General features: G+C 73.2%; 14 protein-coding genes. 5 read left to right on the top strand and 9 right to left on the bottom strand.

Features of this window, described 5'->3' with window-relative positions; translation table 11 throughout:
- Positions 1 to 199: 199 nt before the first annotated feature.
- The 5 genes from IF99_RS0121765 (at position 200) to IF99_RS0121745 (ending at position 4,454) form a co-directional block, all read left to right on the top strand.
- Positions 200 to 1,123 carry an AEC family transporter gene (locus IF99_RS0121765; RefSeq protein ID WP_030998358.1) on the top strand — a complete coding sequence of 308 codons (924 nt, stop codon included), beginning with the start codon at positions 200 to 202 and terminating at the stop codon, positions 1,121 to 1,123.
- 99 nt (positions 1,124 to 1,222) lie between these two features.
- Entirely contained in the window at positions 1,223 to 1,660 is a 438-nt protein-coding gene (locus IF99_RS0121760; protein WP_030998356.1) for an SRPBCC family protein, read from the top strand.
- 141 nt (positions 1,661 to 1,801) lie between these two features.
- A complete protein-coding gene (locus IF99_RS0121755) occupies positions 1,802 to 2,422 on the top strand; it encodes an ArsR/SmtB family transcription factor (RefSeq protein ID WP_030998354.1) in 621 nt (206 codons plus the stop codon).
- Positions 2,423 to 2,429: 7 nt separating this feature from the next.
- Positions 2,430 to 3,725 carry an MFS transporter gene (locus IF99_RS0121750; RefSeq protein WP_030998352.1) on the top strand — a complete coding sequence of 432 codons (1,296 nt, stop codon included), beginning with the start codon at positions 2,430 to 2,432 and terminating at the stop codon, positions 3,723 to 3,725.
- A 39-nt stretch (positions 3,726 to 3,764) separates the two neighbouring features.
- Complete coding sequence (locus tag IF99_RS0121745) at positions 3,765 to 4,454, top strand: PIG-L deacetylase family protein (RefSeq protein WP_030998350.1); 690 nt, start codon at positions 3,765 to 3,767, stop codon at positions 4,452 to 4,454.
- Between the two features lie 88 nt (positions 4,455 to 4,542).
- Here the strand turns inward: IF99_RS0121745 and IF99_RS0121740 are convergent, their stop codons facing one another.
- The 9 genes from IF99_RS0121740 to IF99_RS0121700 all read right to left on the bottom strand — a co-directional run bounded on the left by IF99_RS0121740 (position 4,543) and on the right by IF99_RS0121700 (position 15,995).
- A complete protein-coding gene (locus IF99_RS0121740) occupies positions 4,543 to 5,823 on the bottom strand; it encodes a thymidine phosphorylase (protein WP_030998348.1) in 1,281 nt (426 codons plus the stop codon).
- Positions 5,824 to 5,901: 78 nt separating this feature from the next.
- Entirely contained in the window at positions 5,902 to 6,306 is a 405-nt protein-coding gene (locus IF99_RS0121735) for a cytidine deaminase (protein ID WP_030998346.1), read from the bottom strand.
- The gene (locus IF99_RS0121730; protein WP_030998344.1) at positions 6,303 to 7,571 is read right to left on the bottom strand and encodes an ABC transporter permease; all 1,269 of its coding nucleotides are present in this window, start codon (positions 7,569 to 7,571) and stop codon (positions 6,303 to 6,305) included. Before IF99_RS0121730 ends, IF99_RS0121735 begins: the two co-directional genes overlap by 4 nt.
- A complete protein-coding gene (locus IF99_RS0121725; RefSeq protein ID WP_030998343.1) occupies positions 7,568 to 8,803 on the bottom strand; it encodes an ABC transporter permease in 1,236 nt (411 codons plus the stop codon). The genes IF99_RS0121730 and IF99_RS0121725 overlap by 4 nt, the downstream gene beginning before the upstream one ends.
- Complete coding sequence (locus tag IF99_RS0121720; protein ID WP_030998341.1) at positions 8,800 to 10,404, bottom strand: ABC transporter ATP-binding protein; 1,605 nt, start codon at positions 10,402 to 10,404, stop codon at positions 8,800 to 8,802. The genes IF99_RS0121725 and IF99_RS0121720 overlap by 4 nt, the downstream gene beginning before the upstream one ends.
- A gap of 335 nt (positions 10,405 to 10,739) precedes the next feature.
- Complete coding sequence (locus tag IF99_RS0121715; protein WP_030998339.1) at positions 10,740 to 11,804, bottom strand: BMP family lipoprotein; 1,065 nt, start codon at positions 11,802 to 11,804, stop codon at positions 10,740 to 10,742.
- Between the two features lie 254 nt (positions 11,805 to 12,058).
- Entirely contained in the window at positions 12,059 to 13,138 is a 1,080-nt protein-coding gene (locus IF99_RS0121710; RefSeq protein WP_030998337.1) for a BMP family lipoprotein, read from the bottom strand.
- Positions 13,139 to 13,362: 224 nt separating this feature from the next.
- Positions 13,363 to 14,661: an amidohydrolase gene (locus IF99_RS0121705; RefSeq protein WP_030998335.1), complete on the bottom strand. Its 1,299-nt coding sequence runs from the start codon at positions 14,659 to 14,661 to the stop codon at positions 13,363 to 13,365.
- Between the two features lie 197 nt (positions 14,662 to 14,858).
- Positions 14,859 to 15,995, bottom strand: a complete 1,137-nt coding sequence (locus IF99_RS0121700; protein ID WP_030998333.1) for a hypothetical protein — start codon at positions 15,993 to 15,995, stop codon at positions 14,859 to 14,861.
- Positions 15,996 to 16,007 lie beyond the last annotated feature (12 nt).

Here is a 16,007-nt window from a genome sequence, read left to right as displayed (position 1 = left end):
ACAGCGCGCCGATCGTCCCGGGCCCGACGCCCCAGCCGCGCACGGCGGCCACGAACCCCGACACACCCCCCCCCGCCCCCCGTCCCACCGCCACCCGCCCCACCTCGGACAATGACCGTATGCGTGCACCCGCCACCGAGCCCCCGATACCCCCACTCCTCCGGGCCCCCACCGAGCGCCCCGTCGCGAAGGGCTCCCCGTGCGTGGCGTCCTGACCGGGTTCTGGGTCATCGCGGCGGTCATCGCCACCGGGTACCTGCTCGGGCGGAGCGGGCGGCTCGGTGAGGGCGGGCGCGAGACGCTGACGCGGCTCGCGTTCCACGTGGCGACGCCCGCCCTGCTCTTCACGACGCTCGCCGAGGCCGACCTCGGCGTGCTGCTCTCGGCGAAGCTGCTGGTCACGGCGGCGAGCGTCGTCGCCGTGGGAGCGGTGTACGGGGTCGTGGCCGCCGTGCGCGGCTGGGGCGTCGGGCCCGGGACGATCGGCGCGCTGTGCTCCGGGTACGTCAACGCGGGGAACCTCGGCATCCCCATCGCGGTGTACGTGCTCGGGGACGCCTCGCTCGTCGCGCCCGTGCTCCTCTTCCAGCAGATCGTGGCGACCCCCGTCGCACTCACGATCCTCGACCTGCGCCGCCCGGGCCGTACGAAGGGCGGTCTCCTGCGGCAGGTCCTCACGCCGCTGCGGAACCCGGTCGCCGTCGGCTCGTTGAGCGGGGTCGCGGTCGCGGCGCTCGGGGTCGGCGTGCCGGGTCCCGTCATGGACCCGCTCACGCTCGTCGGCAACATGTCCGTGCCCGCCGTGCTGCTCGCCTTCGGCATCTCGCTGCGCGGGTCGGCGCTCCCGGCCCGGGGGCCCGAGGCCGGGCAGGTACTGCTCTCCGCCGGGCTCAAGGCGCTCGGCCAGCCGCTCATCGCGTGGTTCCTCGCGGCATGCGTCTTCGGGCTGCGGGGTCACGACCTGCTCGCGGTCGTCGTCACGTCGGCGCTGCCCGCCGCGCAGAACCTCTACACATACGCGGTGCGGTACCGCGTCGCCGAACGCCTCGCCCGCGAATCGGTGTTGCTCTCGACGGTGCTTTCGGTACCGGTGCTCGTGGGAGTGGCGGCGGCACTGGGATGAGTGTGGCGGCGGGCGGGAGCGGGAAGAGGTGGACTCCCCGGCGGACGGCGGCCCGTGCCCGCACCCCGCCCCCGCCGCCCTCGTCGCAGGAGAGCCCTCATGATCCGAGTGACCCGCACGTTCGCGGTGCCCTACCCGCGAGCGAAGGTGATGGCCTACCTGGCCGACTTCGCGCACGCCGTGGACTGGGACCCCGGCACGGTCTCGTGCGCGCGCCTCGGCGAGGGCACGGTGGGCGAGGGGGCGCGCTGGCACAACGTCACGGAGTTCCGGGGCCGGCGCACCGAGCTGACGTACCGCCTCGACACGTACACCCCCGACCGCCTCGTCTTCTCCGGTGTCAGCAGGACGGCCCGGACGACCGAGGACCTCACCTTCACCCCCGGGGCGGGCAGCACCCTCATCACCTACCTCGCCACGATCCGCTTCAAGGGCCTCCGCGCCCTCGCCTCCCCGGTCCTGCGCCGCGAGCTCGAACGGCTGGGCGACGAGATCACCACGACGATGCCGAGGGCGGTGGCTCAGGCGCTGGGGTGAGGGGAGCAAGCGGCGGCCGGGAAGGGGCGCGCGTCCTCCACGCCCGGCGTGCGGCGTCAGCGCTCGTAGTGGACATGACCCCCAAGACTTCTTCGCGAAGAATCCTTTGCGAAGAAGCGTTGGTGGTTCTACGCTGTCCGTATGAGCGCAGAAGAAACGCCCCCGCCGTCCCCCTCCCCGCCGCCCGTCGCCCTCGACGCCAAGGGCCTCCGCGCCCTCGCACATCCCGTCCGTGTGCAACTGCTCGGAACTCTGCGGCGGTTCGGGCCCTCGACCGCCACCGCGCTCGCGCAGCGGCTCGGGATCAGTTCGGGGACCGCGAGCTACCACCTGCGGCAGCTCGGGGCCGCCGGCTTCGTCGCCGAGGACAGCGAGCGGGGCAACAACCGCGAGCGGTGGTGGCGGGCCGCGCACGGCAGGACGACCTTCGACTCCAGCGCTTACGTGGAGCGGGAGCCCGAGGCGACCCTCCTCTACCACCAGGCCGTCGCCGCGACGCACGCCCGCCTGATGCAGGACGCCGTCAACGAGTACGCGACGCTGCCCGCCGAGTGGCGCGAGGTGGCGGACATGAGCGACTACGCGCTGCGGCTCTCGCCCGAGGAGGCGCTGCGGCTCGGCGAGGAGGTGCGCGAGGTCATCGCCCGCTACCGGCAGGCGGGGGCCGGGGAGGCGCCCGAGGGCACCGAGCGCATCTCGATGATCGTGCACGTCATCCCCGATGTGGACGAGCGTCCGCCGACCGCCTCCGGCGAGGAGTGAGCCCGCCATGGCCCCCGCACCCCGCTCCCTGCGGCCCCTGATCGGCGTCCTGCTCGCCATCGGCGTCGCGCAGACGGCGACGCGCATATCCGCGATCGCGCTCCCCTGGTACGTGCTCGCCACCACCGGCAGCGCGGCGCAGACCGGTCTCGTCGCGTTCTGCGAGATGGGCCCGTACGTCCTCGCGCAGACCTTCGGCGGCCCGCTCGTCGACCGGCTCGGGGCGCGCGTCGTCTCGGGCACGACCGACCTCGTGAGCGCCCTCGCGGCGGCGGCGATCCCCCTGCTGGACGTCAGCGGCGGCCTGAACACGGCCGTGCTGCTCGCGCTCGTCGCCGTGATCGGCACCGCGCGCGGGCCCGGGGACCTCGCCAAGCAGGTCATGGTCCCCGAGGCCGCCGACCTGGCCCGCGTACCGATGGAGCGGGCGACGGGGCTCTCCGGCACGGTCGAACACCTCGCCGGCACACTGGGTCTCGCGGGCGGTGGCGCGGCCGTGGCGTTCCTCGGCTCCCTCACCTCACTGGGCGTCATCGCCGGGCTCTTCGCGCTCGGTTCGCTCGTCGTCCTGACGACGCTGCCGCGCGGGGCCACGGCCCCCGCGGAGCCCGCCCCCGAGGACGAAGCGGGGTACTGGCGGCGGCTCGGCGAAGGCGCCGCGTTCCTGCGCCGCGACCGGCTGCTGCTCGCCGTGGCCGTCGTCGTCGGCATCACCAATCTGCTCGACGCCGCCACGTCCAGCGTGCTGCTCCCCGTGTGGGCACGGGACTCGGGCGGCGGCGTGGGGGCGATCGGCCTCGTGGGCGCCGCGATGGGGATCGGGGGCATCGCGGGGAGCGTCGTCGCCGCGGTGTACGCGCACCGCTTGCGCAGGCGGCCCGTCTTCTTCGTCGGCTACCTCGTGGCGGGCGCGCCGCGCTACCTCGTCCTCGCCCTGGACGTGCCCCTGTGGCTCGTGGTCGCGGTCTTCGCGGCCTCCGGCCTCGGCGCGGGCTTCCTCAACCCGATCCTCGGGGCCGTCCAGATCGAACGGGTGCCGCGCCCGCTCCTCGGCCGCGTCCGCGGCCTCGTCACCGCGTTCGCGTGGGCGGGCATCCCCTTCGGCGGCCTGGTCGCGGGCGGGCTGCTCGGCGCGACGGCCCTCGTGCCGGTCCTCCTGCTCTTCGGGGCCGCGTACTTCCTGACGACGGGGCTCGCGGGTCTCCTCCCGGAATGGCGGGAGATGGACCGGAAGCGGGTCACGGCGGTGACGGGGGCCGTTCCGCGTACCGGTGACCAGGAATCGACCCCGTCGGGGGTCTGAGGAGCGGACTCCGGGGGGCCGGGCCCCTACGCTGCCCCCATGCCCGCTCTCCTCGCTGTCTTCGCCCATCCCGATGACGAGTCCCTCTCCGCCGGTGGCCTCCTCGCGCGGGCGGGCGACGCCGGGTGGCACACGGGGGTCGTGACGGCCACGTGGACGGCGGGGACCCATCGCGAGGGCGAACTCGCGGAGGCTCTGCGGGTGTTGGGGGCCGGAGCGCCGAGGTTCCTCGGGTACGCGAACGCGAAGGTGCCGGAGTCGGCGCCGGGTGAGGTGCGGCTGCTGGACGCCGCGCTCGAAGACGCCGTGGCGCGGCTGGGCGGGTACGTGTCCGAGTTCGGGCCCGACGTGATCGTCACGCACGACGCGCTCGGCGGGCTGACCGGCCACCCCGACCACGTCCGGACCCACGAGGTCGCCGCCGGGGCGGCCGAGGCGGCGGGCGTCCCGCTCTGGTGCGCGACGCACCCCGAGTCGGCGCTGCGGGACTGGGGCGCCCTGTTGCGGCCCGGGCAGACCCCGTACGCCGTACCGGAGGAGCGGGCGGACCTCCGGCTGGACGTAGGGCCGTGGCGGGAGCGGAAGCTGGCGGCGATCCTCGCGCACGCGAGCGAGGCGGAACGGGGGGCGGCCCCCGGGCGGATCGCCGCGATGGCGGCCGAGACGCGGGGGCGGTTGCTCGGGACCGAGTGGTACGAGACCGGCGGGGCCGGGCCGGAAGCCCCGTGATGCCGGGGCGGGCCTTCCCGGGCTCCGCCCGCCCCGCTCCTCACCTACCGGGAGGGCCTGATTCCCCGGCCCCCTCGCAGGTCGGCGCTCAGCCCGCCGCGACCCGGTCCAGCACGATCGGCCGGGCCATCAGGCCGCCCGTCTCCTCGATGTCGTACGACCCCTCCACCGACTCCAGCGCGTATGCGAAGCGGTCGGGGGTGTCCGTGTGGAGGGTGAGCAGCGGCTGACCGGCCCGCACGGACTCCCCCGGCTTGGCGTGGAGTTCGACGCCCGCCCCGGCCTGCACCGGGTCTTCCTTGCGGGCGCGGCCCGCGCCCAGGCGCCAGGCGGCCACGCCGATGTCGTAGGCGTCGAGGCGGGTCAGGACGCCGTCGCGCGGCGCCGTGACGACGTGCGTCTCGCGTGCCACCGGCAGCGTGGCGTCCGGGTCGCCGCCCTGCGCCGCGATCATCCGCCGCCACACGTCCATCGCCGAGCCGTCCGCGAGCGCCTTCGCCGGGTCCGCGTCCGTCAGCCCGGCCCCGTCCAGCATCTCCCGCGCCAGCGCGAGCGTCAGCTCGACGACGTCCGCGGGGCCGCCGCCCGCCAGGACCTCCACCGACTCGCGCACCTCCAGGGCGTTGCCCGCCGTCAGTCCGAGCGGCGTGGACATGTCGGTGAGCAGCGCCACCGTCCGTACCCCGTGGTCCGTGCCGAGGCCGACCATCGTCTCGGCGAGTTCGCGGGCGTCGGCCGCGTTCTTCATGAAGGCCCCGGACCCGCACTTCACGTCCAGGACGAGCGAGCCGGTGCCCTCCGCGATCTTCTTCGACATGATCGACGAGGCGATGAGCGGGATCGCCTCGACCGTCCCGGTCACATCGCGCAGCGCGTACAGCTTCTTGTCGGCGGGGGCGAGCCCGTCGCCCGCCGCGCAGATGACCGCGCCCGTCGCGTCCAGGACGTCCATCAGCTCGGCGTTCGTGAGGCTCGCGCGCCAGCCGGGGATCGCCTCCAGCTTGTCGAGCGTGCCGCCCGTGTGGCCGAGCCCGCGCCCGCTGAGCTGCGGCACCGCGGCACCGCACGCCGCGACGAGCGGCGCGAGCGGCAGCGTGATCTTGTCGCCGACGCCGCCCGTCGAGTGCTTGTCGGCGGTGGGGCGGCTCAGCGAGGAGAAGTCCATGCGCTCGCCCGAGGCGATCATCGCGGCGGTCCAGCGCGCGATCTCGCGGCGCGTCATGCCGTTGAGCAGGATCGCCATCGCGAGCGCGGACATCTGCTCGTCCGCGACGGCACCGCGCGTGTACGCGTCCACGACCCAGTCGATCTGCGCCTCGCTCAGCTCCCCCCGGTCGCGCTTCGTACGGATGACGGAGATGACGTCCACTTACGGCTCCCAAAGATGGTGAAACGGTACGGGCCCGGCGCGCGCGCCGGGCCCGTCCTGGCTGATACCCGCTACGAATCAGAGCTTGTGCGGCCCGAAGGCGTCCGGCAGTTGCTGCGCGAGGGTGCGGATGCCCGCTGCCGTCTCCAGGAGCAGTTCGGGGCCGCCGTGCTCGTGGAGCAACTGGCGGCAGCGCCCGCACGGCATGAGTACCTGGCCCTCACCGTCCACGCACGTGAAGTGGGTGAGACGGCCGCCGCCCGAGAGCAACAGCTGCGAGACGAGACCGCACTCGGCGCACAGGCTGAGCCCGTAGCTCGCGTTCTCGACGTTGCAGCCGCTCACGAGGCGGCCGTCGGCGACGCGCGCGGCGGCTCCGACGCGGTAGCCGGAGTACGGGGCGTACGCGGCGCGCATCGCGGTACGGGCGGCCTCGCGCAGGCCGTCCCAGTCGAAGTCCGCGTCCGCCCGCGTCACCGTCATCCGCCCTGGCCCTTCCGGTACGGCATTCCGTCCGCCTTCGGCATCCGCAGCCGCTGCGCCGAGAGCGCGAGCACGAGGAGCGTCACGACGTACGGCGTCATGGAGACGAACTGCGAGGGGACCTCGTCGCTCAACAGGTACCATACGAGCAGCAGCGCCCCGACGACCGTCGTGACGCCCGCCGCGAGCCACTTCTTGCGCCACACGAGCCACGCGACGGCGAAGGCGAGCAGGATGACGAGGAGCAGCAGCACCGCGTGCACGTTCTCGCCGCCGCCGCGCAGGCGCAGCGAGTCGGTGTAGCCGAAGAGCCCGGCGCCGAGGGCGAGCCCGCCCGGCATCCAGTTGCCGAAGATCATCGCGGCGAGACCGATGTAGCCGCGCCCGCCGGTCTGCCCCTCCAGGTAGATGTTGGAGGAGACGAGCGCGAGGAAGGCGCCGCCGAGACCGGCGAAACCGCCGGAGATGATCACCGCGAGGTACTTGTAGCGGTAGACGTCCACGCCGAGGGACTCGGCGGCCACCGGGTTCTCGCCGCAGGAGCGCAGGCGCAGGCCGAAGCTCGTCCGCCACAGCACCCACCACGTGAACGGCACGAGGAGCAGGGCGATCAGGGTGAGCGGCGAGAGGTCGGTGAGGACGCCGCCGACGAGTCCGGCGAGGTCCGAGACGAGGAACCAGTGCTTGTCGGCGAGGTCGCCGAGCCCGTCCGCGATGCCCGGCACGGTCCACGTGCCGAGCGAGTCGATCGGCGGGGACTGCTTCGAGGTGCCGCCGTCCGCCTCGGCGAAGGTGAAGATCGAGAGGTAGCGCGTGACGCCGAGCGCGAGGATGTTGATCGCGACGCCGGAGACGATGTGGTTGACGTTGTAGGTCACCGTGATGATCGCGTGGAGCAGGCCGCCGATCGCGCCGCCGACGACGCCGAGCAGGATGCCGGTCCACGGGCCCCACTGGTAACCGGCCCAGGCGCCGAACCAGGTGCCGAGGATCATCATGCCTTCGAGGCCGATGTTGACGACGCCCGCGCGCTCGGCCCACAGGCCGCCGAGCCCGGCGAGGCCGATCGGCACGGCGAGGCGCAGCGCGGCGGACATCTGCCCGGTCGAGGTGATGCCGTCCGCGCCCGTCACGAGACGGACGACGGAGACGAGGAGCAGCAGCCCGGCGACGAGGAGCAGCGCGAGGGGCCAGGTGAGTTTCGTGCGGGGGCGGGCCGGGGCGGCCTGCGCCTTCTCCGGTGCGGTGGTGGTGGGCGTACTCATCGGGCCGCCGCCTCCTTCTTGACCTCGGTGGACGGGGTGGCGGCGGCAGCGGCTGCCGCGAGTTCGAGCCCGACGCGGCGCTGCTGGCGGCGCAGGCCCCACAGGCGTACCTGCTCGTAGGAGACGACGACGGCGATCACGATGATCCCCTGCATGATCGTCGCGATCTCCTTCTCGTAGCCGTTGTAGTCCAGGACGGACGAGGCCTTGTCGAGGAAGGCGACCAGGAGCGAGGCGGCGGCGATGCCGAGCGGGTTGTTGCGGCCGAGCAGGGCGATCGTGATGCCGGTGAAGCCGAGGCCGCTGGGGAAGCTCTGGCTGTACGTGTGCGTGTCGCCGAGCAGGATCGGCAGGCCCGCGAGCCCCGCGACGGCGCCGGAGAGGAGCATCGCGGTGAGCGTCATGCGCTTGGCGCTGACGCCGCTCGCGGCGGCGGCCTCCTCCGAGGCGCCCGAGGCACGCAGGTCGAAGCCGAAGCGCGTGCGGTTGAGGACGAGCCAGTACGCGACGCCCGCGAGCACGGCGACGAAGACGAAGCCGTAGATCTCGCCCGCCTCGCCCATGCCGATGCCGGGGAACCAGCCGGCCTTGTCCATGACGCCCGTCGTCTGGTTGTTGCCGACGGGGACGCCGAAGTTGTCGGTGAGGCACAGCCACACGATGAGCGCGGTCGCGATCGAGTTGAGCATGATCGTCGCGACGACCTCGCTCACCCCGCGCGTGACCTTGAGGACGCCCGCGATCCCGGCCCACAGGGCGCCCGTGAGCATCGCGATGATCAGCAGCGCGGGGATCTGGAGGACCTGCGGGAGCGCGAGGTGGAAGCCGGCGATCGCGGTGACGCAGGCGGCGAGGCGGTACTGGCCGTCCACGCCGATGTTGAAGAGGTTCATGCGGAACCCGATCGCGACCGCGAGCGCGGCGAGGTAGTAGACGCCCGCCTGGTTGATGATCAGGACCTGCTGGTCGGAGTACCCGATCTGCTCGAACATGAGCTGGAAGGGCTCGACCGGGTTCTTGCCGGAGGCGAGGAGGACGACGCCCGTCACGACGAGGGAGAGGACGAGCGCGATGACGGGGCCCGCCGCGGCCAGGATCAGGCGCTCGGAGTCCCACTTCTTGCCGGAGGGGCCGTGCGCCGTGCCGGTGCGGGCCGGGGGCTTGCCCGGCCCTCCGGGCGTGCCCGGCTCCAGCGGCGACTCGTCCGAGGTCTGCGCGGAGAGGTTCGTCATCGGGGGGTGTCCTTCTCCTGCGGGGCCTTCGAGGTCTGCGGGGGTACGGGGTTCTTCGCGACGTCCGCGGCGGGGGCGGACCCGGCGGCGGCGGACTCGGCTGCGGCCTCAGTGGGGGCGGCCTCGGCGGGCGCCGCCTCTTCCAGGTGGCCGCTGCTGGCCCCCGTCATCGCGGAGCCCAGCTCCTCGGGGGTGATGTGCGCGGGGTCGGCGTCGGCGACGAGGCGGCCCCGGTAGATGACCCGCAGGGTGTCCGAGAGGCCGATGAGTTCGTCGAGGTCGGCGGAGATGAGCAGGACGGCGAGTCCCTCGCGGCGCGCCTCGCGGATCTGGTCCCAGATCTGCGCCTGCGCGCCGACGTCCACGCCCCGGGTGGGGTGCGCGGCGATGAGGAAGCGCGGCTTGTGGCTCATCTCGCGGCCGACGATGAGCTTCTGCTGGTTGCCGCCGGAGAGCGAGCCGGCCGTCACGTCGATGCCGGGCGTACGGACGTCGTACTCCTCGACGATGCGGCGGGTGTCCTCCTGCGCGGCCTTCGGCGTGAGCCAGAAGCCCTTCGCCGAGGGCTCCTCGGTGACGTGCCCGAGCATGCGGTTCTCCCACAGCGGCGCGTCGAGGAGGAGGCCGTGGCGGTGGCGGTCCTCGGGGATGTAGCCGACGCCGTGCTCGCGGCGCTTGCGCGTCGGCCACGGCGTGATCTCCTCGCCCGCGAGGAGGATGCGGCCCGAGTCGGCGGCCTTGAGGCCGATGAGCGCGTCGATCAGCTCGGTCTGCCCGTTGCCCTCGACGCCCGCGATGCCGAGGACCTCGCCCTCGTGGATCGTGAAGCCGATGTCGTCGAGCACGGGACGGCCGCCGTCGGCGAGCAGCTTCAGGTGCTCGACGGTGAGCAGCGCGCGGTCCGTCACGGTCGACTCGGCGGTCTCCGGCGTGGGCAGTTCGCTGCCGACCATCAGCTCGGCGAGCTGCTTGGGGGTCGTCTCGGCGGGGACGGCGGTGCCCACCGTCGTACCGCGCCGGATGACGGTGATGTCGTCGGCGACGGAGAGGACCTCGCCGAGCTTGTGCGAGATGAAGATGACGCTGAGGCCCTCGGCCTTCAGCTCCCGCAGGTTGCCGAAGAGCGCGTCGACCTCCTGCGGGACGAGCACGGCGGTCGGCTCGTCGAGGATGAGCGTCGTCGCGCCCCGGTAGAGGACCTTGAGGATCTCGACGCGCTGCCGCTCGGCCACGCCGAGGTCCTCGACGCGCGCGTCGGGGCGGACCCCGAGCCCGTACCGCTCCGAGAGCTCCACGATCCGGCGGCGCGCGGCACCGCCGATGCCGTGCAGCTTCTCGCTGCCGAGCACCGTGTTCTCCAGGACCGTGAGGTAGTCGGCGAGCATGAAGTGCTGGTGCACCATGCCGATGCCGCGCGCGATGGCGTCGGCCGGGGAGCCGAAGGCGGCCTCCTGGCCGTCGACGCGGATCGTGCCCTCGTCGGGCTTCTGCATCCCGTAGAGGATCTTCATGAGCGTCGACTTGCCCGCGCCGTTCTCGCCGACGAGCGCGTGCACGGTGCCCTTGCGGACGCTGAGGTGGATGTCGTGGTTGGCGACCACGCCCGGGAAGCGCTTGGTGATGCCCTGGAGCTCGACCGCGGGCGCCTGGCCGCCGGCCGGGGGGCTTTGAGACGCGTTGATGGCGCATTCTCCTCGGAAGGGGGCCCGCGTGCGGCGGCCCGGGACGTGTCGGGAGGGGTGGTGCGGGTGGCGGGCGGCCCCGGGGCGGGTTCAGTCTCCCCGGGGCCGGTGACGGCACCGTTGCGTGGCGGTATCCACTGGTTCAGTTGTGGCGGTACGGGGACCGCCCGCGGCGGGACGGGCTCCCCCCGGCCCGGTGACGCCTTCGCGCGCGTGCCCGGACGATACGCGCCGTCCGGGCCCGCGCGCCTTGCTCAGCTGGTGGTCTTGACCTTGACCTTGCCCGCGGCGATGTCGGCCTTGGCCTTCTCGATGGCCTTCTGGACCTTGGCGTCGCCCTTGAACGCGGGGTTGGAGTCCGCGAGGCCGACACCGTCGGAGCCGAGGTCGGCGCGGACGACGCCGGTGGCGGGCTTGCCGTCCCGGACCGACTTCACGAGGTTGTAGACCGCGCCCGCGACGTCCTTGGTGGCCGAGGTGAGGATGTGGTCCTTGTACTTCGCGAGCGGCTTCTGGTTGTACTGGTCGGAGTCGACGCCGATCGCCCACTTGTCGGCGGCGGCAGCGGCCTCGATGACGCCCTGGCCCGAGAGACCGGCGGCGGCGTAGACGACGTCCGCGCCCTTGTCGATCTGGCCCTTCGCGGCCTCCTTGCCCAGGTTCGGGCTGGAGAAGCCACCGTCCTCGGCCTTCTCGGTGAGGTACTGCTTCTCGATCTTGATCTTCGGGTCGACCGACCGGGCGCCCTGGACGTACCCGGCCTCGAACTTGTGGATGAGGGGGACGTCCACGCCGCCGACGAAGCCGATGTGGCCGCTCTTGCTGGTCATCGCGGCGGCGATGCCGGCGAGGTAGCTGGCCTGCTCCTCGTGGAAGACGAGGTCGGCGACGTTCTTCTCCTGGACGGTGTCGTCGTCCACGATGCCGAAGGTGGTCTTCGGGTGCTTGGCCGCGACCTCCTTGATGGCGGGCGCGTAGGCGAAGCCGACGCCGATGACGGGGTTGTAGCCCTGCTTGGCGAGCTGGTCGAGGCGGGCGACCTTGTCGGCGTCGGACTCGCCGTCGGTGGGCTCGACGTCCTTGCCGGTGATCTTGAAGTCCTGCTCGGCCTTCGCCATGCCCGCGTGCGCGGCATCATTGAAGGACTGGTCGCCGCGGCCACCGACGTCGTAGGCGAGGGCGAGGCCCTTGGCCTTGGCGTCGCCGCCCTTGTCCTTGTCGGCGGCGGCGTCGCTGGAGGTGCCGCCACAAGCGGTGACGGAGACGGCGAGAGCGGCGGTCGCAATGCCTGCGGCAGCGATTCGGGACAGGCGGCGCATGAGCGGGACTCCTTGTGTGGCGGCGCCCCGATGGGCGCTGGTTCCGCCGCAGCGTAACGCGCGTAGAACGTGCGGAAAACCCCCGCAGGTCACCCGTTATCCACCTGTGCCCAGGCGCGGGGCGCCGGTTCGCGGAGAGTGGCGCCCCGGGCCGCAGGGTGTTCGGGGCTCCGCCCCGAGCCCCGATCCTCAAACGCCGGAGGGGCTTGAAATATGGCACCCGGTCCACCTCTCAAGCCCCTCCGGAGGGGGCGTCAGGATGTCGGGACGTCGATCTTGCCCGCCTTGATGTCCGCTTCGGCCTTCTCGACCGCCGCCGTCAGCTCCGTCATCTTCCCGTAGGCCGGGTTCGACTCGGAGAGGCCGACGCGGCCCGAGGCCAGGTCGAAGCGGGTCTCGCCCGTCTTCGGGGAGCCGTCCACGACCGACTTCGTCAGGTCGTACACCGCGCCGCCCACGTCCTTCAGGACGGACGTCAGGATGTGCTTCCTGTACTTCGCGAGCGGCTTCTGGCGGTACTGGTCCGAGTCGACGCCGATGGCCCACTTCCCGGCCGCCGCCGCCTCCTCGATGACGCCCTGGCCCGAGAGACCGGCCGCGGCGTAGAGGACGTCGGCGCCCTTGTCGAGCTGGCCCTTCGCTGCCTCCTTGCCCAGGTTCGGGCTGGAGAAGCCGCCGTCCTCGGCCTTCTCGGTGAGGTACTGCTCCTCGACCTTGATCTCCGGGTCCACGGAGGCGACGCCCGCCTTGAAGCCCGCGCCGAACTTGTGGATGAGCGGCACGTCCACGCCGCCGACGAAGCCCACGTGCTTGTTCTTCGTCGCCTTCGCCGCCGCGACCCCGGCGAGGTAGGAGCCCTGCTCCTCGTGGAAGACGAGGTCGGCGACGTTGGCGGCCTTCACCGTGTCGTCGTCGACGATGCCGAAGGTCGTCTTCGGGTACTTCGGCGCGACGGCCTTGATGGCGGGCGCGTACGCGAAACCGACGCCGATGATCGGGTCGAAGCCCTGCTTGGCGAGCTGGGTCAGGCGCGCGACCTTGTCCGCGTCCGACTCCCCGTCGTTCGGCTCCAGGTCCTGGCCGCCGAGCCCGAACTCGCCGCGCGCCTTCTCGTAGCCCGTGTAGGCGGAGTCGTTGAAGGACTGGTCGCCGCGCCCGCCGACGTCGTACGCGAGACCGATGCCCTTGGAGGACGACGCCGAGGCGGAGGAGCCGCCGCCCTTCTCCGCGTCGTCCTTCTCCGCCTCGCCGCTCGTCTTCCCGCAGGCGGTGGCGGCGAGCGCCAGCGCGGCGACTCCCACGGCGGCCCGGGTGAACCTCGACTTGTGACCCACGGGGAACTCCCCTTCTCCAGGCGCTTGTTCGACGTGTTCGCCGGCGCTCTCGACGCGCCGCACAGTAATGCGCGCGGAAGGGGGGCTGAAGGGCTTCGGCGAGGCGTTACCCATTCGTGCCGACAGCCCGTTACGGCACGGTGAACGAGCGTGACGAAGAGGCGAATTGGGGGCGGCCCGCGTCCGGGCGGCGTGCCGCCCGGCCCCCGGGCCGCCCCCGCCGCTCAGCCCTCGCGCTCCCCCGCCGCGTCCAGGAGCGCCGCCGCCGTGAAGAGTTCCACGCCCACCGTGATCGCCGACTCGTCCACGTCGAAATCGCCCTGGTGCAGGTCGCGCGAGAGCCGGTCGCCCGGGGTGCGGACGCCGAGCCTGGCCATCGCGCCGGGGACGTGCTGGAGGTACCAGGAGAAGTCCTCGCCGCCCAGGCTCTGTTCGGTGCTCTCGACGGACTCGGCGCCGTGCCGCGCGGTCATCGCGTCGCGCAGCAGGTCGGCGGCGGACGCCTCGTTGACCACGGGGGGCACCCCGCGCACGTATGTGATCTGCGTCTTCGCGCCGTACAGGGCCGCGACCTCGTCGATCGCCGCGTACACCGCGTCGGGCGCCGTCTCCCACGTGCGCTGGTCCAGGCACCGCACGGTCCCGGCGAGTTCGGCGTGCTGCGGGATGACGTTCGTGGCGTGCCCTGACTCGATGCGGCCCCACGTGATCGCGAGCCCGGCGCGGGTGTCGACGCGGCGCGCGACGAGCGCGGGGACCTCGGTGGCGACCTTCGCGACGGCCGTGACGAGGTCGGTCGTCAGGTGCGGGCGCGCGGTGTGGCCGCCGGGGCCGTCGAGGGAGATCTTGAGGCTGTCGCACGCCGAGGTGATCGGGCCGTGGCGCAGCCCGATGCGGCCCGCGTCCACCTTCGGGTCGCAGTGCACGGCGAGGATGCGGCCCACGTTCTCCAGCACCCCGTCGCGCACCGCGTCGGCCGCGCCGCCGGGCAGGACCTCCTCGGCCGGCTGGAAGACGAACCGGACCGGGCGCGGCAGCAGGCCGCGTTCGAGGAGGTCGGCGAGGACGAGCGCCGTGCCGAGCACGACGGTCGTGTGCACGTCGTGGCCGCAGGCGTGCGCGCGTCCGGGCACCGTGGAGCGGTAGGGCGTCGTGACCTTGGTGTCGGGGATGGGCAGCGCGTCGATGTCGGCACGCAGCGCGAGCATCGGGCGGCCCCCGTCCCACGTGCCGACGTCGCACACGAGACCCGTGCCGCCCTTGAGCACGCGGGGGCGCAGCCCCGCCTTCTCCAGTCTGGCCTTGATCGCACCGGTCGTGCGGACCTCCTGGTTGCCCAGCTCGGGGTGCGCGTGCAGATCGCGCCGGAAGGCGATCAGCTCCTCGCACAGCCCGGCCGGGAAGTCGGCGGCCGCGCCGGGCAGGGCCGCCCCGGGAGCGGCGGCGGGGCCTGCCGGGGTGAGATCCGGGGTGACGGGAGGGGGGGCAGGGGCATCGGTCTCGGGCGCTTCGAGGTGGCTCACCCTCCGAAGGGTAAGGCGGTGCGGGGGGCAACTATCCAGTCAAACGTCAAAGTTCACCGGGAAAGGCGTAAGAAAACGCGTCCGATCCCGCATGGTGGACGCCTCGCATGGGTATGCCTCGCTTTTACACGTGCGGGCGCTCGTCCGTTCGACGTCCGCCTCAGGCGCCGCCTCCCGCCTCACGCGCCGCCCCCGTCTCAGACGCCGCCCCCCACTCCTATGCGCCGCACTCCCCGTGCCGTGCCGGTCACGCCCGCCAGGAAGCCCGAGGCGCGGGGGGAGGCGTGCGGGGTGAGCCAGGCCGGGTCGATGTCGCACACCGCGACCCGCACGCCCGTCCCCGTCAGGGCGAGCGGCAGGGTGTGCACCACGGTCGAGGGGAAGCTGAGGACCGTCGCGCCGATCGGGCCGCGGCGGGCGATGAGTTCGAGGGGGAGGTCGGGGCGGACGATCTGGAGGCCCGTCTCGACGGCGAGGCGGTGGAGCTTGGTGGTGTTCTCCCTGCGGTGGGCGAAGTAGCGCACCGCGCCGTGGTGCCGCACGAGCGCGTCGACCGCCGCCACGTAGTGGTCCTCGGCGACGACGCCGGTCTCGACGAGCGAGGTGCCGACGAGGTCGGCGCCCGCGCGCACGGAGGGCGGGCCGAAGGCGGTACGGGTCCAGGCGAAGTCGTGCGTCGTGACAGTGACGCCCTCGGGGACGCCTTCGACCGGCATGCACGTGAACAGGGCGACCTGGCGTCCCTGGCCCGGTGTGAGCTTGCGCCGCGCCGTGCGGGCGAAGGGCGCGAAGGCGAGTTCACGGGGTCCGCCGCGCCCGCCCCGGTGCCAGCGCACGAGGGGTTCGCCGCGCGCGAGCAGCGCGATGAACTCCATCGTCGCGGTCCCGTCGTCCACCACGACCAGCTCCCGCGCGCGGGCGAGCGTGAGCAGCAGCTGCACGTACCGCGAGAACGGGTCGCCGATGACGATCCGCCGCGCGCCCCGCAGCAGGGGCGCGAGCCCCCGCACGGTGTGCACGGGGGCCGCGCTCCCGCCTCGCGCCTCCTCCCACCGCAGCCGCATCCCGGCCTCGCGCGCGAACTCGGCCATGCGCCGCAACTGGCCGCGCGACATCGGGTCGGTGGGCGAGAGCACGACGAGCAGCACGTCGGCGGGGTCGACGCCGGGGGTGGCGTGGGCCCATTCGAGGACGTTGAGGAGCTGGACGGGGCTCTCCACGAAGGCGAGCGTGGCGGGGGCGGGCGCGGTGGGGCCGGTCCCCGTGCCGCCCGCCGGGGTGGCGACGGGGGCGGGCCCGGCCGCGTCCGGGCCCGCCTCCCCCGGGATCGTCATGCGCTGACCGCG

The organism is Streptomyces sp. NRRL F-5630, from assembly GCF_000719475.1.
GTDB lineage: Bacteria > Actinomycetota > Actinomycetes > Streptomycetales > Streptomycetaceae > Streptomyces.
Note: the sequence above shows the minus strand (reverse complement) of the source record. Positions and strands in the feature narration are given on the sequence as shown.

Bases quoted from the DNA above. Each gene is read 5' to 3' on its own strand.
- IF99_RS0121760 (WP_030998356.1), top strand. From the start codon at position 1,223: ATGATCCGAGTGACCCGCACGTTCGCGGTGCCCTACCCGCGAGCGAAG.
- IF99_RS0121755 (WP_030998354.1), top strand. From the start codon at position 1,802: ATGAGCGCAGAAGAAACGCCCCCGCCGTCCCCCTCCCCGCCGCCCGTC.
- IF99_RS0121750 (WP_030998352.1), top strand. From the start codon at position 2,430: ATGGCCCCCGCACCCCGCTCCCTGCGGCCCCTGATCGGCGTCCTGCTC.
- IF99_RS0121745 (WP_030998350.1), top strand. From the start codon at position 3,765: ATGCCCGCTCTCCTCGCTGTCTTCGCCCATCCCGATGACGAGTCCCTC.
- IF99_RS0121735 (WP_030998346.1), bottom strand. From the start codon at position 6,306: ATGACGGTGACGCGGGCGGACGCGGACTTCGACTGGGACGGCCTGCGC.
- IF99_RS0121730 (WP_030998344.1), bottom strand. From the start codon at position 7,571: ATGAGTACGCCCACCACCACCGCACCGGAGAAGGCGCAGGCCGCCCCG.
- IF99_RS0121725 (WP_030998343.1), bottom strand. From the start codon at position 8,803: ATGACGAACCTCTCCGCGCAGACCTCGGACGAGTCGCCGCTGGAGCCG.
- IF99_RS0121715 (WP_030998339.1), bottom strand. From the start codon at position 11,804: ATGCGCCGCCTGTCCCGAATCGCTGCCGCAGGCATTGCGACCGCCGCT.
- IF99_RS0121700 (WP_030998333.1), bottom strand. From the start codon at position 15,995: ATGACGATCCCGGGGGAGGCGGGCCCGGACGCGGCCGGGCCCGCCCCC.